Below are 15580 nucleotides of genomic sequence, written 5' to 3'. Positions count from 1 at the left end.
CGTAAACGCCACAGGCAGGCCAGGGGTTCCAATCGAACCCCCAACCTGCCCGTACGGGATCCCCCCTATGCGCGGGGCGGGCCCTCAGACGACGATGTTCACGAGCTTCGGCGCGCGCACGATCACCTTGCGGATCTCGGCGCCGCCCAGCGCCGCCACGACCGCCTCGTCGCCCAGCGCCAGCTGCTCCAGGTCGCCCTCGGAGATCGTCGGCGGCACCTCCAGGCGCGCCTTGACCTTGCCCTTGATCTGGACGACGCAGGTCACCGACTCGTCGACCACGTACGCGGGGTCCGCGACCGGGAAGTCCTGGTGGACCACCGAGTCGCTGTGGCCCAGCCGGTGCCACAGCTCCTCCGCGATGTGCGGGGCCAGCGGGGCGACCAGCAGGACCAGCCGCTCGGCGACCGAGCGCTCCAGCGGGCGGCCCGCCTTCGTCAGCGCGTTGTTCAGCTCGGTGATCTTGGCGATGGCGGTGTTGAACCGCAGCCCGGCCATGTCGGCGCCGGCCCCGTCGATCGCCTTGTGCAGGGCGCGCAGCGTGTCCTCGCCGGGCTCGGCGTCGACGACCGTCACCGCGCCGGTCTCCTCGTCCACGATGTTGCGCCACAGGCGCTGCAGCAGACGGTACTGGCCGACGACGGCGCGGGTGTCCCAGGGGCGCGAGACGTCCAGCGGGCCCATCGCCATCTCGTACAGGCGCAGGGTGTCGGCGCCGTACTCCTCGCAGATCTCGTCGGGCGTGACGGCGTTCTTCAGGGACTTGCCCATCTTGCCGTGCTCGCGCTTCACCTGCTTGCCCTGGTGGAAGTACGCGCCGTCGCGCTCCTCGACCTCGGCCGCCGGGACGTACACACCGCGCTCGTCGGTGTAGGCGTACGCCTGGATCATGCCCTGGTTGAACAGCTTGTGGAACGGCTCCGCCGACGACACGTGGCCCAGGTCGAACAGCACCTTGGACCAGAAACGGGCGTACAGCAGGTGCAGCACGGCGTGCTCGGCGCCGCCCACGTACAGGTCGACACCGCCGTGCGGAGCGCCCTCGCGGGGGCCCATCCAGTACTGCTCGATCTCCGGGTCGACCAGCGCGGAGGCGTTGTGCGGGTCCAGGTAGCGCAGCTCGTACCAGCAGGAACCGGCCCAGTTGGGCATGGTGTTGGTCTCGCGCCGGTAGGACTTCACGCCGTCGCCCAGGTCCAGCGGGACGTTGACCCAGTCGGCCTTGCGCGACAGCGGGGTCTCCGGCTGGGAGTCCGCGTCGTCCGGTTCGAAGGTGCGCGGCGAGTAGTCCTCGACCTCAGGCAGCTCCAGCGGCAGCATCGACTCGGGCAGCGGGTGCGCGACGCCGTCCTCGTCGTAGACGATCGGGAAGGGCTCGCCCCAGTACCGCTGGCGGCTGAACAGCCAGTCGCGCAGGCGGAAGTTGACCGTGCCCTCGCCGATGCCGCGCTCGGTCAGCCACGCGGTGATCGCGGCCTTCGCCTCGACGACGCCCAGGCCGTCCAGGGAGATGCCCTCGCCGGTGGAGTTGACCAGCGTCGCGTCGTAGGAGACGAAGGCGTCGTCCCACTCGGCCGGGTCGGTGCCGCGGCCGTCGGTGGGCTGCACGACGCAGCGCATCGGCAGCTCGAAGGCGCGCGCGAACTCGAAGTCCCGGCTGTCGTGCGCCGGAACGGCCATGATCGCGCCGGTGCCGTAGCCCATCAGGACGTAGTCGGCGATGAAGACGGGGACCTTCTCCCCGCTGACCGGGTTGATCGCGTACTCGCCGGTGAAGACGCCGGTCTTGTCCTTGGCCTCGGCCTGGCGTTCCACGTCCGACTTCGAGGCGGCCTGCTTGCGGTAGGCGGTGACGGCCTCGGCCGGCGTGGCGTGCCCACCCGTCCACACGTCGTGGGTGCCCTCGGGCCAGGCGGCCGGGAGGAACTTCTCGACCAGCGGGTGCTCGGGCGCCAGCACCATGTAGGTGGCGCCGAACAGGGTGTCGGGGCGGGTGGTGAAGACGGTGACGGCCTCGTCGCCCAGTGCGAAGTCGACGCGCGCGCCCTCGCTGCGGCCGATCCAGTTGCGCTGCTGCAGCTTGATGGCTTCCGGCCAGTCCAGCGCGTCCAGGTCGTCCAGCAGCCGGTCCGCGTAGGCGGTGATCCGCATGTTCCACTGGCTCAGCTTGGACTTGAAAACCGGGAAGTTGCCGCGCTCGGAGCGGCCGTCGGCGGTGACCTCCTCGTTGGCCAGGACGGTGCCCAGCCCGGGGCACCAGTTGACGGGCGCGTCGGAGGAGTACGCCAGCCGGAAGCCGTTCAGTACGTCGGCCCGCTCGGCGGCGGTCAGCTCCGCCCAGGCGCGGCCGCCCGGAACCTCACGCGAGCCGTCCTCGAATGCGGCGACCAGCTCGGCGATCGGCCGGGCCTTCTTCGCGTCGGCGTCGTACCAGGAGTTGTAGATCTGCAGGAAGATCCACTGGGTCCACTTGTAGTAGTCCGGGTCGATCGTGGCGAAGGAGCGGCGCTTGTCGTGGCCCAGGCCCAGTCGGCGCAGCTGGACCTTCATGTTCTCGATGTTCGCCTCGGTGGACACGCGCGGGTGCGTGCCGGTCTGCACGGCGTACTGCTCGGCCGGCAGGCCGAAGGCGTCGAATCCCAGGGTGTGCAGGACGTTGTGCCCGGTCATCCGCTGGTGGCGGGCGTAGACGTCGGTGGCGATGTAGCCGAGCGGGTGGCCGACGTGCAGGCCCGCGCCGGACGGGTACGGGAACATGTCCATGATGAACTTCTTGGGCCGCGCGACGACCGCGGGGTCCCCGGCCAGGTCACCGGTCGGGTTCGGGGCCTCGTAGGTGCCCTGCGCGTCCCATACGTCCTGCCAGCGTGCCTCGATGGCGGCGGCCATGGCAGCCGTGTAACGGTGCGCCTCGGCCGCCTCGGGGGCCGGGGTGTTCGTCTCGCTCATGATTTCTGAAGCTCCATCGATCGTCTCTGCCGTCTCTGCCTGCCCAAACGAAAAAACCCCTCGCACAGGAGGGGGCGCCGCGCCGAGGCCGACCGTTTCGAAGGTCGGTACTGATCAGCGCGGCTCGGTAAGCAGGAGGCGTACGGCACGCATGGCGTCAGGGTACCGCAGCGGCCCCCGCCGACGCTCGGACGTTCCACCCGGTGGGCGCACAACGAGAAGCGGGCCACCCGATCCGGGTGGCCCGCTTCTCACTGTGGAGCTAAGGAGAATTGAACTCCTGACCTCCTGCATGCCATGCAGGCGCTCTACCAACTGAGCTATAGCCCCTTGCCCTGCTTGCCGCTTCGGTTTCCCTTGCCGGTTCCCCTCGGCGACGTCCCAAACATTACACGGTCATGGCCCTGGTCCAAAAATCGGTTTCCGTGAACCGCGGGCCATGTCCGATGTGAGACGATCTGTCACGCTCTCGCGAACTGGTAGAAGCGCTTGAGCGTGCAGTGCTCGTCGAGCAGCCGACCATAGATCGGCTCCCCTTCCAGCTCGCGGTACGTCTCGATCGGGTCGCCCTTTATGATCAGCGCCCGCGCGCATTCCTCGCACCAGTACTGGTAGTCGGGGTTGACCGGGTCCATGTCCCGCACGATCGGCGTCCCGTTGTTGCACCAGTCGCACCGGCGCCGGTGTGCACCCATCCGTTCGCGACTCCCTCCCGCGTCGGGCCGTCGACTCCCCCTCCGGCTGTCCGATTCTGCCACGCCGGTGCGGGCCAGGTCAGCAAACGCAAAGGGTACAAAAACAAGGATCCCGCCCCCACTTGGGGACGGGATCCTGATTGTGGAGCTAAGGAGAATTGAACTCCTGACCTCCTGCATGCCATGCAGGCGCTCTACCAACTGAGCTATAGCCCCGCTCTCCGCTGCGCTTCCCCCGTCTCCGGTGTTCTTCGCTGCGAACAAGAAGAACTCTAGCCTGTGACCAGCCGGAAAGTGAAATCCGGGTCGCAGCCCCGTCGGGAAGCGGCAGGGAGCTCGCTCAGTCGTCGTCGCCGAGCACCGGTTCCGGCAGCGTGCCGGCGTTGTGCTCCAGCAGGCGCCAGCCGCGCGCGCCCTCGCCGAGGACGGACCAGCAGCAGTTGGAGAGCCCGCCCAGGCTCTCCCAGGAGTGCGCCTCCAGGCCCAGCAGGCGGCCGATGGTCGTACGGATCGTGCCACCGTGGCTGACCACGACCAGGGTGCCGTTCGCCGGCAGCCGGTCGGAGTGGTCCAACACCACGGGTGCGGCGCGGTCGGCGACCTCGGTCTCCAGCTCACCGCCGCCGCGGCGCACCGGCTCGCCGCGCTTCCACGCCGCGTACTGCTCGCCGTACTTCTCGACGATCTCCTCGTGCGTGAGGCCCTGCCACTCGCCCGCGTACGTCTCGCGCAGCGCGTCGGTGTGCGTCACGGACAGGCCTGTGACGGCGGCCAGCTCGGCCGCGGTGGCCGCGGCACGCTTCAGGTCGGACGCGACGATGGCGTCCGGCTTCAGCGAGGCGAGCAGCCGTGCGGAGCGCCGCGCCTGCGCCAGGCCCGTCTCGGTCAGCTCGATGTCCGTGGAGCCCTGGAAACGCCGCTCCAGGTTCCACGAGGTCTGGCCGTGCCGCCACAGGACGATCTTCCTGCCGGACCGGCCCGAGGTGGTCGTGCTCAGAACAGATCACCGTCCAGGTCCTCGTCGCCCGCCGCCTCGCGCAGCTTGGCGTGCTCCTCGGCCTTGCCGATGGTGAGCTTGGCGTCTTGGGGGAGCTCGATCTCGGGGCAGTCCTTCCACAGGCGCTCCAGCGCGTAGAAGACCCGCTCCTCGCTGTGCTGGACGTGGACGACGATGTCGACGTAGTCGAGCAGGATCCAGCGGGCGTCGCGGTCGCCCTCGCGGCGCACCGGCTTGGCGCCGAGCTCCTTCTGCAGGCGCTCCTCGATCTCGTCGACGATCGACTTGACCTGGCGGTCGTTGGGCGCGGAGGCGAGCAGGAAGGCGTCGGTGATCGACAGCACGTCGCTGACGTCGTACGCGATGATGTCGTGCGCGAGCCGGTCGGCCGCGGCCTGGGCAGCGGTGGTGATGAGCTCGATGGAGCGGTCCGTGGCGGTCACTGGCCATGCTTTCGGGTTGGCGGGCAGATCCTTACAAGGGTCTCATGTACCGCCGACGGCGCCCGCGCGGAACGTTCCGCGCGGGCGCGAGTGCCCTTCCGCCGGGGACAGCGGCCGGGTCAGGACGGCTTGTAGTCCTTCCCGAGGATCACCACGACCTCGGCGTTGACGGCGTTCTCGGCCTTCTTCACGACCGTCTCGGGCAGCCCCAGCGTCTTGGCCACCTCGATCGCGCGGTCGCGCTGGGCGTCGTCCTGGTAGGTGATCTGCGAGGCGGAAGCGGTCTTGTCGGCCTTGCCGCCGTCCACGAAGGTGTAGCCGCCGTTCATCAGCGCCGCCTTCGCCGCGACCTGCGTCTTCTCGTCGCCGGTGGCGTCCCTGAGGCCGACGCGCGGGGTGGCGCCGGGCTGTGCGGCGTCGGCGGAGCCGCCGAGCACCTCCTTGACGACCTTCTTGGTGGCCTCGTCGGTGAGCGTCCCGTCCGGCTTCACCGCGATGGCGTCGGTGCGGTACGCGCCCACCTTGGCGTGTGCGCCGAGCTTGGCCAGCAGGGCTCCGAGGGTCTGCGCGTCGAGCGCGGGATCGAGGATCTGCCCGATGCTCTCGACCGTCACCGCCCCCGCCTTCGGGTCGCTCGGGAACTTGCGCAGGACCGCGTGGAGCACCTTGCCCGTGCGCTCCAGTTGCTTGGCCTCCGCTTCGCCCTGGGCGCGGTGGGTGGCGTACGCGACGGCCATCGGGCCGCTCAGGCTCTGCTTCTGGCCCTGGGCCACGGCCGGGGTCTTGGCCGCGTCGTCGGCCGGGACCGCGGTGTCGGTGTCGACCTCGATGCCGCCGACCAGCTCGACCAGGTTCTCCAGGAAGGGGGTGTCCAGGCGCCAGGTACCGCCGATGCGGGTGCCGAGCACGGCGTCCAGGGCCTCGCGGGTGCCGAGGCCGCCCTCCTCGACCGCCTTGCCGAGGGGGACGGAGGTGCCGTCCTGGCCGGCGACGGCCAGGGCGTTCGGCAGCAGGACGGTGGCGCCCTGCCGGGTGGTGACGTTCTCGACGAGCAGCGCCGAGGAGGTGCCGCCCTTCTTGGTGTTGTGCAGGTGCACGACGATCATGTCGCGCTTCTGCGCGGCGGCGTCCGCGGTGGCGGCGGTCTTCTTCCCGCCGGGCCCGTCGAGGAACGGCAGCTTGCCCGCGTACCAGAGGTAGCCGAGCCCGGCGACGACGAACACCGCCAGGACGACGATCAGCGCGACCACGCGGTTGCGGCCGCGGCGGCGGGCCTCCTCACGGCGTTCGGTGCGGCTCTCGGTGAACTTCAGCCAGTCGATGACGTCCTCGGAGTCCTCGTCCGGCTGGTCGATGAAGGCGAACATCTCGGTGCGGTAGTCCCGGCCCACCTCGGAGCCCGTGTCCGAGCCGGCCTCGGGCCGGCGCGGCTCGGGGACCTGGGCCCCGGCCGGCCGCTGTGCCGGGGCGGCGGCGGGCTGTTCGGCGGCCGGCGGCTCGGGTGCGGTCTGCTGCGGGATCCACTGCTGGGCCTGCGCCTGGGTGTACTGCGGGGCCTGGTGCCCGGGCTGCTGACCGTCGTACCCGTAGGAGGGCTCCTGGGCGTACCCCTGCTGCCCGTACTCCGGGGCCGCCGGCTGCTGCTGGTAGTACTGCTGCTGCGGCCGGCCGTAGTCCTGGTAGTCGTAGCCGTACTGCTGCTCGTACTGGGTGGCGGGCTGCGCGGGCGCCTGGCCGTACACCGGCCGCCCGTACGCGTCGTAGCCGATGAGCTGCTGCTCCTGCGCGGCATACGGGTCGTACGGATCCTGTCGGTCGTTCACCGCGGGCCCCTCTCTCCGGAAGCTCAGGCTCCCCGGTACAGCTCACGCTTGTCGATGTAGCGCACGACGCCGTCGGGCACCAGGTACCAGACGGGATCCCCCTGGGCGACCCGCGCCCTGCAGTCGGTGGACGAGATCGCCAGCGCGGGTACCTCGACCAGGGAGACCCCGCCCTCCGGCAGTCCGTCGTCGGTGAGCACGTGGCCCGGCCGGGTGACTCCGATGAAGTGGGCGAGCGAGAAGAGCTCGTCGGCGTTCCGCCAGGTCAGGATCTGGGCGAGCGCGTCGGCGCCCGTGATGAAGAACAGGTCGGCGTCGTCGTTCAGCGCCTTCAGGTCCCGCAGGGTGTCGATCGTGTAGGTCGGCCCGCCGCGGTCGATGTCGATGCGGCTGACCGAGAACTGCGGGTTCGACGCGGTGGCGATGACCGTCATCAGGTAGCGGTCCTCGGCGGGCGAGACGGCCCGCTGGGACTTCTGCCACGGCTCGCCGGTCGGCACGAACACCACCTCGTCGAGGTGGAAAAGGGCGGCCACCTCGCTGGCGGCCACCAGGTGTCCGTGGTGGATCGGGTCGAATGTCCCGCCCATCACGCCGAGCCGGCGCTTGACCGGACCGGTAGGCGTTTCCTGCTCTCCCATGAGCGCAGAGCCTACTGGCCCGGCGGACCGGTCCGACTAGCGGTCGCGGTTCAGGCGCGTGGTGACCCAGAGCATCAGCATCAGGATGATGAAGGCGGCGCCGCCGGTCACGTAGGGGTTGAGGCTGTCGTGGTTGCCGCCGTGCTGCTCGGCCCCCTCCGAGGCGAGGACGACCAGGTTGTGGGCGGTGGAGGAGAGGCTCATCAGGCAGGTACCTATCGAGTCGGGGAGCGGGCGGAGACTTCGCTCACATCGTATGCGGGTGCCCGGGGCACGCTCGCGCCGACTCAGGCGTTGGAGAGGATAGACGCATGGTCGAGCAGTTCCATCAGGGGAGGGCGCAATGACGGACACGGGATTCGAGAAGGCACCGGCGCGGGACCGCAGGAGGTTCCCCGGTATCTCCTCACGCGCGTACGAGCACCCGGCGGACCGTTCGGCCCTGGTGGCGCTGCGCAGGCTGAGCGGCTTCGACACGGCCCTCAAGGCGCTCAGCGGCCTGCTTCCGGAGCGGAGCCTGCGGCTGCTGTTCCTGTCGGACTCGGTGCGGGTGGGCGAGACGCAGTTCCCGCACCTGTACGCCATGCTCCGCGACGCCTGTCACATCCTGGACCTGGAGAAGGTCCCGCAGATGTACGTGCAGCAGGACCCGCGGCCCAATGCCATGTGCATCGGGCTGGACGAGCCGATCATCGTGGTGACCACGAGCCTCGTCGAGCTGCTCGACGAGGAGGAGATGCGGGCGGTGGTCGGCCACGAGGTGGGCCACGCGCTGTCGGGGCACTCCGTGTACCGCACGATCCTGCTCTTCCTGACGAACCTGGCGCTGAAGGTCGCCTGGATCCCGCTGGGCAATGTGGCGGTCATGACGCTGGTGACGGCGCTGCGGGAGTGGTTCCGCAAGTCGGAGCTGTCGGCCGACCGGGCGGGGCTGCTGGTGGGGCAGGACGTGACGGCGTCGATGCGCGGGCTGATGAAGCTGGCGGGCGGCAACCACCTCCACGAGATGAACGTGGACGCCTTCCTGGAGCAGGCGGACGAGTACGAGAAGGGCGGGGACCTGCGGGACTCCGTGCTGAAGATCCTCAACATGCTGCCCCGCACGCACCCCTTCACCACGGTCCGGGCGGCCGAGCTGAAGAAGTGGTCGCAGAGCCGGGACTACCAGCGGATCATGGACGGCCACTACCCGCGCCGCGAGGAGGACAAGGACGCCTCGGTCAGGGACTCCTTCCGGGAGTCCGCCACGCACTACGCCGATTCGGTGCGCACCAGCAAGGACCCGCTGTTCAAGCTGGTGGGCGACATCGCGGGCGGCGCGGCCGACATGGGGGGCCGGCTGCGCGACAAGTTCACCGGTGCCGGCGCCGGGGGCGGCACCGGTTCGGATGCCGGCCCGGGCGCCCCGCGAGGGGCTACGGGGCAGGGCTGACCGGGGCGCCCTGCGGCACGGACGGGGCCAGTACGCCGCACAGCCCGGCCGTGCGCCGCGGGTGGCCGCTGGCGTACGGGTCGCTCGCGGCCGGTCCCACAGTGGTGGGGCCGGCTCCGGCCAGGAGCGGGCGGAAGCCTCCGGCCGGCTCGGCGGAGCAGTCGTGCGGCCCGGCCATCACGTAGGCCGACGCCAGCTCCAGCCTCCGGGCGCCGAGGTCGTCCCGGTCGAAGCGCAGCCGCAGCTCGCGCCGGACGGTGAACAGCGAGGCGCCCCCGGCGGCGGCCGGGGACCCGGTGGCCGGCCGTACCGCGTACACGAAGGTGTGATCGGTGGTGACCTCCAGGACGTCCTGGGCGACCTCCTCGTAGGTGAAGGTGCCGCTCACCCGGATCCTGGGGTCGGCCATGACGGCGGTGGCCGGGTCGAAGCGGACCAGCCAGCCGGTGGCCGCGTGCCGGCCGTCGCCGGCGGGCGAGGTCATGCTGCGGTCGAACTGCTCCAGCTGGTCGGGGTCGAGCAGGACGCGCACCGGCCGGGTGGCGGTCCCGGCGAGGACGTCGGGGTCCAGCGAGGACTGCACGAGGTAGTCCTTGGCGATGGACAGGGCGGTGACGACCTGGACGTCGGTGAAGTGGTGCGTGCGGCGCACGGCGGGCAGGCTGATCCCGGCCGCCCCGACCCGGTAGCCGGCGGCGGGGCTCCTCGCATACAGGTCGGGCGGCAGCCCGCCGGGCACGGCCGTGGTCGGCGCGAGCGGGACCACGGTGCTGCTCAGCGGCTGGGCGGGCCCGTCGGCCGGGGGCACGTACGGGTTGCGCAGCCCCATGTAGACGGCGACGGCGAAGGCCGTGGCGATGAGCAGCACGAGCAGCATGCCCTGCCGGGCGCCGCGGCCTGGGGTGCTGGTGCGCGGCGCGGCGCCGCTCGACCAGATGGACCGGCTGCGGACGGCCCGGGCGTGCTCGCCCATGCGTTCCCGGGCGGAGTACTCCTGGAGCCGGGCAGCACGGACGAAGTCCTCGTCGAACACCACCGACCGGTATTCGTCCGACCGGAAGTCGTCGTCGCCCCCGCCGGTGCCGTCGGGGGTGCCGTCGGGTGGATCTCCTGGCACGGCCATCGCTTCTCCCCGCTGTCCCCGCTTCAGAGAAGCCCCCGGCTCCGGCGAACGGGAGTGGGGTCGTACCTTCAGGGTTGGCGTACTGAGGGGTACGTAAACGCGCCGACGCCGGTGACTTCGCGGCGGGGGGTGCTGGCGGGTGCCGGAGCGGGGTCCGCTTGGCCGGAGGCGCTGCGGTAGACGGCGCTGAAGGCGAGCGCGACCATGCCGAGGCCCATTACGAAGGCGAGCACCCAGGCGACGGGGCGCAGCCACGGGGCGCGGCCGCGGTAGGGGCGCAGGCTGCCGCCGTAGGCCCCGTACGGTCCGTCGGGGTGGCCGTACGCCCGCTCGTGGTCGCCCTCGTGGTCCCAGTCGTACGCGTCGGCGTCGTACCCCTCGGGGTGGCCGTAGCCGTAGCCGTCGTGGTCGTCGTCACCGGTCCAGCCGCCGGCGACGGCCCGGGCGGCCTCCGCCTCGGCGCGCGCCCGGTCGGCCGCCCGCTGGCGCTCGGCGGCGCTCGGTTCATGGATCTCGGCGTTCCGGACGAAGTCCTCGTCGAACACCACGGAGGCGAAGTCGTTCTCCGCGCCTCCGCGGTCGTCGTCGGGCTCCCCGTCGTCCGGGAACGGCTTGCCCCCCACGTCGTCCGGCACGGGACCAGACTAGACCTGGGGGGAGCCTTTGGGCAGGGTGTCCGCCGAATTCCGGCCACACCCGGTGGACGGTCCGGCTACCGGGTGTGACCGTCGCCGGTGACGATGTACTTGGTGGAGGTGAGCTCGGGAAGCCCCATCGGGCCCCGGGCGTGCAGCTTCTGCGTGGAGATGCCGATCTCGGCGCCGAAGCCGAACTGGCCACCGTCGGTGAACCGGGTGGATGCATTCACGGCGACGGTGGTGGAGTCGACCAACTGGGTGAAGCGGCGGGCCGCGGCCTGGGAGGTGGTGACGATCGCCTCGGTGTGCCCGGAGGTCCAGCGGCGGATGTGGGTGACGGCGTCGTCGAGGGAGTCCACGACGGCGGCGGCGATGTCGTAGGAGAGGTACTCGGCGGCCCAGTCCTCGTCCGTGGCGGGCAGGGCGGTGGCCTTGGTGCCCTCGGCAGCGGCGAGGACGGCACCGTCGCCGTGGACGGTGACCCCGGCGTCGGCGAGGGCGTCGAGGGCGCGCGGCAGGAAGGCGTCGGCGATGTCGCGGTGGACGAGGAGGGTCTCGGCGGCGTTGCAGACGGAGGGCCGCTGGGCCTTCGAGTTGATGAGGATGTCCACGGCCATGTCGAGGTCGGCCTGGGCGTCGACGTAGACGTGGCAGTTGCCGGTACCGGTCTCGATGACGGGGACGGTGGACTGCTCGACCACGGTCTTGATGAGGGAGGCACCGCCGCGCGGGATGAGCACGTCGACGAGGCCGCGGGCGCGCATCAGCTCGCGGACGGAGTCCCGGGACTCGCCGGGGACCAGCTGGATGGCGTCGGCGGGCAGGCCGGCGCTCTCGACGGCGTCGCGCAGGATGGCGACGAGCGCGGTGTTGGAGGCGTAGGCGGAGGAGCTGCCGCGCAGGAGGACGGCGTTGCCGGACTTGAGGCAGAGGGCGGCGGCGTCGACGGTGACGTTGGGGCGGGCTTCGTAGATGATGCCGACGACGCCGAGGGGGACCCGGATCTGGCGGATGTCGATGCCGTTGGGGAGGGTGTTGCCGCGGACGACCTCGCCGACGGGGTCGGGGAGGGCGGCGACGTCGCGTACGTCGGAGGCGATGGCGGCGACCCGCTCCGGGGTCAGGGTGAGTCGGTCGATGACGGTCTCGCTGGTGCCGGCGGCGCGGGCCTTGTCGGTGTCCGCGGCGTTGGCGGCGACGATCTCGGCGGTGCGGGCCTCCAGCGCATCCGCGATCGCCAGCAGGGCCGTGTCCTTGGCGGACCGCGGGAGTGGGGCGATGGCCGCGGCGGCGGTCCGGGCCGCCTGCGCGGTGGCGAGGACGGGGGAGGTGGCGGGGGCCGTGGCGGTGGCGTCGTCGAGCGAGGTCATGCCGACCAGGGTAGTCCGCCCGGGGTGCCCCTCCGGAGGTGCTTCCAGCCCGCGAGACGGGGCCGGGTGCCGCTGCCCGGCGCCTTCTCCCGCCCCGCCCTTTCTCCGTCTCCCGGGCGCTGCCCGGACCCGCGCCTCGAACGCCGGCGGCGCTGGAACAACTCCGGCCCGGGACGCGGCCCCGGTGGGGCCGGGTCAGTACGGGTGGACGCCCACCGGGTGGGCCGGGGGTGGGCCGTAGCCCTCCGCCACGCGCAGGTGGTACGTCGCGCGGTCGATGACCTCCAGGCCGACGATCTCCCACGGCGGGAGCTGTGCCGAGGAGCGGTGCTCGCCCCACAGGCGCAGCGCGACGGCCGCCGCGTCGTGGAGGTCGCGCGCCTCCTCCCAGTAGCGGATCTCCGCGTGGTCGTCGGCGTACCTGCTGGTCAGCAGGAACGGGTGGTCGTGGGCCAGCTGCTCCAGTCCCCGCCGGACCTCGGAGAGCGGGGCCGGCTTGCCGGAGACGCTCAGGGTCACGTGCCACAGCCGCGAGGCCTCGACCTGGTCGTACCCACCGCCGTCACCGTCCCCGGGACCGACGCTGGTCAGCGCTCGTCTCACCAGCCGCCTCCTGTCTCCGCTACGCGTGTCCGCCTGCTCCCGCCCTCACAGTTGACCAGTCCCCGGGCGGCCGCGCTGCGGTTTTGCCGAACCTCAGCCCTGGAGCAGGACCAGATCGTCACGGTGGACGACCTCCCGCTCGTACGCGGGTCCGAGTTCCCGCGCGAGCTCGCGAGTGGAGCGGCCGAGCAGCTGCGGGAGTTCCTTGGCGTCGAAGTTGACCAGGCCCCGGGCCACGGCGCGGCCGTCCGCGGCCCGCAGCTCCACCGGGTCGCCCGCGACGAAGTCGCCCTCGACCGCCGCGATCCCCGCGGGGAGCAGCGAGCTGCCCCGCTCCGTGACGGCCCGGACGGCGCCGTCGTCCAGGACCAGGTGGCCCTGTGGGGTCGAGGCGTGCTGGAGCCACAGCAGCCGGTCCGCGGAGCGGCGGCCGGTGGCGTGGAAGTGCGTGCCGGTCTCGCGTCCCGCCAGGGCGTCGGCGGCCCGGCTGGCGGAGGTGAGCACCACCGGGATGCCGGCGGCGGCCGCGATGCGGGCCGCCTCGACCTTGGTGACCATGCCTCCGGTGCCCACGCCGGCCTTGCCGGCGCTGCCGATGGAGACGTGCGCGATGTCCTCGGGCCCGCGGACCTCCTCGATGCGGGTGGTGCCCGGCAGGGACGGGTCGCCGTCGTAGAGGCCGTCGACGTCGGAGAGGAGGACGAGGAGGTCGGCGCGGACGAGGTGGGCGACGAGGGCGGCGAGCCGGTCGTTGTCGCCGAAGCGGATCTCGTCCGTGGCAACGGTGTCGTTCTCGTTGACGACCGGCAGGGCGCCCATGGCCAGCAGCTGGTCCAGGGTCCGGTAGGCGTTGCGGTAGTGGGCGCGCCGGCTGGTGTCGTCGGTGGTCAGCAGCACCTGCCCGACGCGCACGCCGTACCGCGCGAAGGAGGCGGTGTAGCGGGCGACGAGCAGGCCCTGGCCGACGCTGGCGGCGGCCTGCTGGCGGGCCAGGTCCTTCGGGCGGCGGCGCAGGCCGAGCGGGGAGAGCCCGGCGGCGATGGCGCCGCTGGAGACCAGGACGATCTCCTTCTCACCGCCGCTGCGGGCCTTGGCCAGGACGTCGACGAGTGCGTCCACCCGGTCGGCGTCGAGCCCGCCGGCCGCGGTGGTCAGAGAGGAGGAGCCGACCTTGACCACGATCCTGCGGGCGTCCACGACACCTTGCCTAGCCGCTGACACGTTCTTCCCCTTGCCCCTTGCCTTCATTGCCTGCCACCTCAATCTACGGGGTGGCCGACGGGGGCCGCTCAGGGGTTTCAGACCGTGGACGAGGTCCTGGCCCGGCCCCGGCGCTCCTCCGGTTCCTCCCCGGCCCGGGCCGCGCCGGGCACGAGGATCTTCCGGGACAGCAGGAAGGTGAAGGGGATGGCGACGACCGCCGCGACGAGCGGGGCGATGCGGGTGTCCATCCCGGCCCAGGCGACGAGGGCGTAGAGGCCGGCGGACTGGATGACGTAGTTGGTGACGTTCGTCAGGGGGAAGAGGAGGAACTTCTTCCAGGTGGGCCGGGTCCGGTAGGTGAAGTAGGTGTTCATGAAGAACGAACCGACCATCGCCAGTACGAAAGCGAGCGAGTAGGCGGCGAAGTACGGCATCCACGGGTGGAGCAGGAGGTAGAGGCCGAAGAAGGTGCCGGTGTTGACCCCGCCCACCAGGGCGAAGCGGAACACCTGGCCGAGTTGTTCCCTGCGGCTCATCGGGTGCTGCGCTCCGCGATCGTCGGCTCCGCCGCCGGGGTGGTGCCCGGGGTCCCGGGGAGGGGGCCGGAGCCGTGCGACTCCTTGACCAGGAAGTGCGGCCGGCGCTTGGTCTCGTAGTAGATGCGGCCGATGTACTCGCCGACGAGGCCCAGCATGATCAGCTGGACGCCGCCCAGGCCGGTGATGATGGCCACCAGGGTGACGTAGCCCGGGGAGTCCACGCCGTTGGTGATCGCCGTGATCGTGATCCACAGCGCGTACAGGCCGGTCAGCGCGACCAGCGACACGCCGAACCAGATGCCGATCCGCAGCGGCCGGTTGTTGAAGGAGATCAGGCCGTCCATGCCGTAGTTCAGCAGGGAGCCGAACTTCCATTTGGTCTCGCCGGCCTCGCGCTGGGCGTTGCGGTAGTCGAAGTGGACGGTGTCGAAGCCGATCCAGGAGAACAGGCCCTTGGAGAAGCGGTTGTACTCCGGCAGGGAGAGCAGGGCGTCCACGGCGGGGCGGGACAGCATCCGGAAGTCGCCGACGCCGTCGGTGAGTTCCACGTCGACCCAGCGGTTGACGCCCCGGTAGTAGAGGCGGCTGAGGGCCGAGCGCACCTTCTTGTCGCCCTCGCGCGTGCGGCGGGCGATGATCTGGTCGTGGCCCTGCCGGTAGTGCTCCAGCATGGTGGCGATGAGCTCCGGCGGGTGCTGGAGGTCGGCGTCCATGATCACTACGGCGTCGCCGGTGGCTTCGCGCAGGCCGGCGAGCATGCCGGCCTCCTTGCCGAAGTTGCGGCTGAAGGAGACGTAGCGGGTCTGCTCCCCGTGTTCGGCAGCGATCTTCCGGAGCTTGCCGAGGGTGCCGTCGCGGCTGCCGTCGTCGACGTAGCAGACCTCGTACTCGACGGGCAGGGAGTCCAGGACCCTGCGGATCTCGACGTCGAAGCGGTCGATGACGGCCTCTTCGTTGTAGCAGGGGACAACTACGGACAGCTTGGTCATGAACACTTCCTGCTGGATCCGAACGGGTGATTGTCGGCGACCGGACCCGCCTCTCACCTCTTCCTTAGAAGTATGCACGGCGAGGGGCTACCGAGAGTCGCCCTGCCTGAGCCGAGGGCGGCACACGGTAGCTTT

15 protein-coding genes and 2 tRNA genes are annotated in these 15580 nt (G+C 71.2%); 1 reads left to right on the top strand and 16 read right to left on the bottom strand.

Going from position 1 to position 15580, the window contains the following annotated elements; translation table 11 throughout:
- Nucleotides 1-84 precede the first annotated feature (84 nt).
- The 9 genes from leuS to IF89_RS46880 all read right to left on the bottom strand — a co-directional run bounded on the left by leuS (nucleotide 85) and on the right by IF89_RS46880 (nucleotide 7752).
- A complete protein-coding gene (leuS, locus tag IF89_RS0103745; RefSeq protein WP_030761011.1) occupies nucleotides 85-2949 on the bottom strand; it encodes a leucine--tRNA ligase in 2865 nt (954 codons plus the stop codon).
- A 257-nt stretch (nucleotides 2950-3206) separates the two neighbouring features.
- Nucleotides 3207-3279 (bottom strand) — tRNA-Ala (locus IF89_RS0103740).
- Nucleotides 3280-3410: 131 nt separating this feature from the next.
- Nucleotides 3411-3644 carry a hypothetical protein gene (locus tag IF89_RS0103735; RefSeq protein ID WP_008738908.1) on the bottom strand — a complete coding sequence of 78 codons (234 nt, stop codon included), beginning with the start codon at nucleotides 3642-3644 and terminating at the stop codon, nucleotides 3411-3413.
- 143 nt (nucleotides 3645-3787) lie between these two features.
- Nucleotides 3788-3860 (bottom strand) — tRNA-Ala (locus tag IF89_RS0103730).
- A gap of 124 nt (nucleotides 3861-3984) precedes the next feature.
- Nucleotides 3985-4641, bottom strand: coding sequence for a histidine phosphatase family protein (locus IF89_RS0103725; protein ID WP_030761008.1), 657 nt, complete (start codon nucleotides 4639-4641; stop codon nucleotides 3985-3987).
- A complete protein-coding gene (gene rsfS / locus IF89_RS0103720) occupies nucleotides 4638-5084 on the bottom strand; it encodes a ribosome silencing factor (protein ID WP_030761005.1) in 447 nt (148 codons plus the stop codon). The genes IF89_RS0103725 and rsfS overlap by 4 nt, the downstream gene beginning before the upstream one ends.
- Before the next feature lie 119 nt (nucleotides 5085-5203).
- A complete protein-coding gene (locus tag IF89_RS0103715) occupies nucleotides 5204-6907 on the bottom strand; it encodes an LCP family protein (protein WP_030761002.1) in 1704 nt (567 codons plus the stop codon).
- Between the two features lie 23 nt (nucleotides 6908-6930).
- Nucleotides 6931-7548, bottom strand: a complete 618-nt coding sequence (gene nadD / locus IF89_RS0103710) for a nicotinate-nucleotide adenylyltransferase (protein WP_030760999.1) — start codon at nucleotides 7546-7548, stop codon at nucleotides 6931-6933.
- Nucleotides 7549-7584: 36 nt separating this feature from the next.
- Entirely contained in the window at nucleotides 7585-7752 is a 168-nt protein-coding gene (locus IF89_RS46880) for a hypothetical protein (protein ID WP_037661433.1), read from the bottom strand.
- Between the two features lie 139 nt (nucleotides 7753-7891).
- Here IF89_RS46880 and IF89_RS0103700 point away from each other — a divergent pair, with 139 nt between their 5' ends.
- The gene (locus IF89_RS0103700; protein WP_030760996.1) at nucleotides 7892-8980 is read left to right on the top strand and encodes a M48 family metallopeptidase; all 1089 of its coding nucleotides are present in this window, start codon (nucleotides 7892-7894) and stop codon (nucleotides 8978-8980) included.
- On the opposite strand, the gene IF89_RS0103695 is transcribed toward IF89_RS0103700, so the two are convergent.
- The 7 genes from IF89_RS0103695 to IF89_RS0103665 all read right to left on the bottom strand — a co-directional run bounded on the left by IF89_RS0103695 (nucleotide 8964) and on the right by IF89_RS0103665 (nucleotide 15445).
- Nucleotides 8964-10103 (bottom strand): hypothetical protein, encoded by a 1140-nt coding sequence (locus IF89_RS0103695; protein ID WP_030760993.1) that lies wholly within the window; start codon nucleotides 10101-10103, stop codon nucleotides 8964-8966. The genes IF89_RS0103700 and IF89_RS0103695 overlap by 17 nt on opposite strands.
- 68 nt (nucleotides 10104-10171) lie before the next feature.
- Nucleotides 10172-10738, bottom strand: coding sequence for a hypothetical protein (locus IF89_RS0103690; protein ID WP_030760990.1), 567 nt, complete (start codon nucleotides 10736-10738; stop codon nucleotides 10172-10174).
- Between the two features lie 77 nt (nucleotides 10739-10815).
- Nucleotides 10816-12111: a glutamate-5-semialdehyde dehydrogenase gene (locus IF89_RS0103685; RefSeq protein WP_030760987.1), complete on the bottom strand. Its 1296-nt coding sequence runs from the start codon at nucleotides 12109-12111 to the stop codon at nucleotides 10816-10818.
- Nucleotides 12112-12306: 195 nt separating this feature from the next.
- Nucleotides 12307-12702 (bottom strand): hypothetical protein, encoded by a 396-nt coding sequence (locus IF89_RS37595; RefSeq protein ID WP_051806778.1) that lies wholly within the window; start codon nucleotides 12700-12702, stop codon nucleotides 12307-12309.
- A 105-nt stretch (nucleotides 12703-12807) separates the two neighbouring features.
- Nucleotides 12808-13935, bottom strand: a complete 1128-nt coding sequence (gene proB / locus IF89_RS0103675; RefSeq protein ID WP_030760981.1) for a glutamate 5-kinase — start codon at nucleotides 13933-13935, stop codon at nucleotides 12808-12810.
- A 77-nt stretch (nucleotides 13936-14012) separates the two neighbouring features.
- Nucleotides 14013-14453: a GtrA family protein gene (locus IF89_RS37590; protein WP_051806750.1), complete on the bottom strand. Its 441-nt coding sequence runs from the start codon at nucleotides 14451-14453 to the stop codon at nucleotides 14013-14015.
- Nucleotides 14450-15445 carry a glycosyltransferase family 2 protein gene (locus tag IF89_RS0103665; RefSeq protein ID WP_043192802.1) on the bottom strand — a complete coding sequence of 332 codons (996 nt, stop codon included), beginning with the start codon at nucleotides 15443-15445 and terminating at the stop codon, nucleotides 14450-14452. The genes IF89_RS37590 and IF89_RS0103665 overlap by 4 nt, the downstream gene beginning before the upstream one ends.
- Nucleotides 15446-15580 lie beyond the last annotated feature (135 nt).

The organism is Streptomyces sp. NRRL F-2664 (assembly GCF_000719345.1).
Lineage (GTDB): Bacteria > Actinomycetota > Actinomycetes > Streptomycetales > Streptomycetaceae > Streptomyces.
Note: the sequence above shows the minus strand (reverse complement) of the source record. Positions and strands in the feature narration are given on the sequence as shown.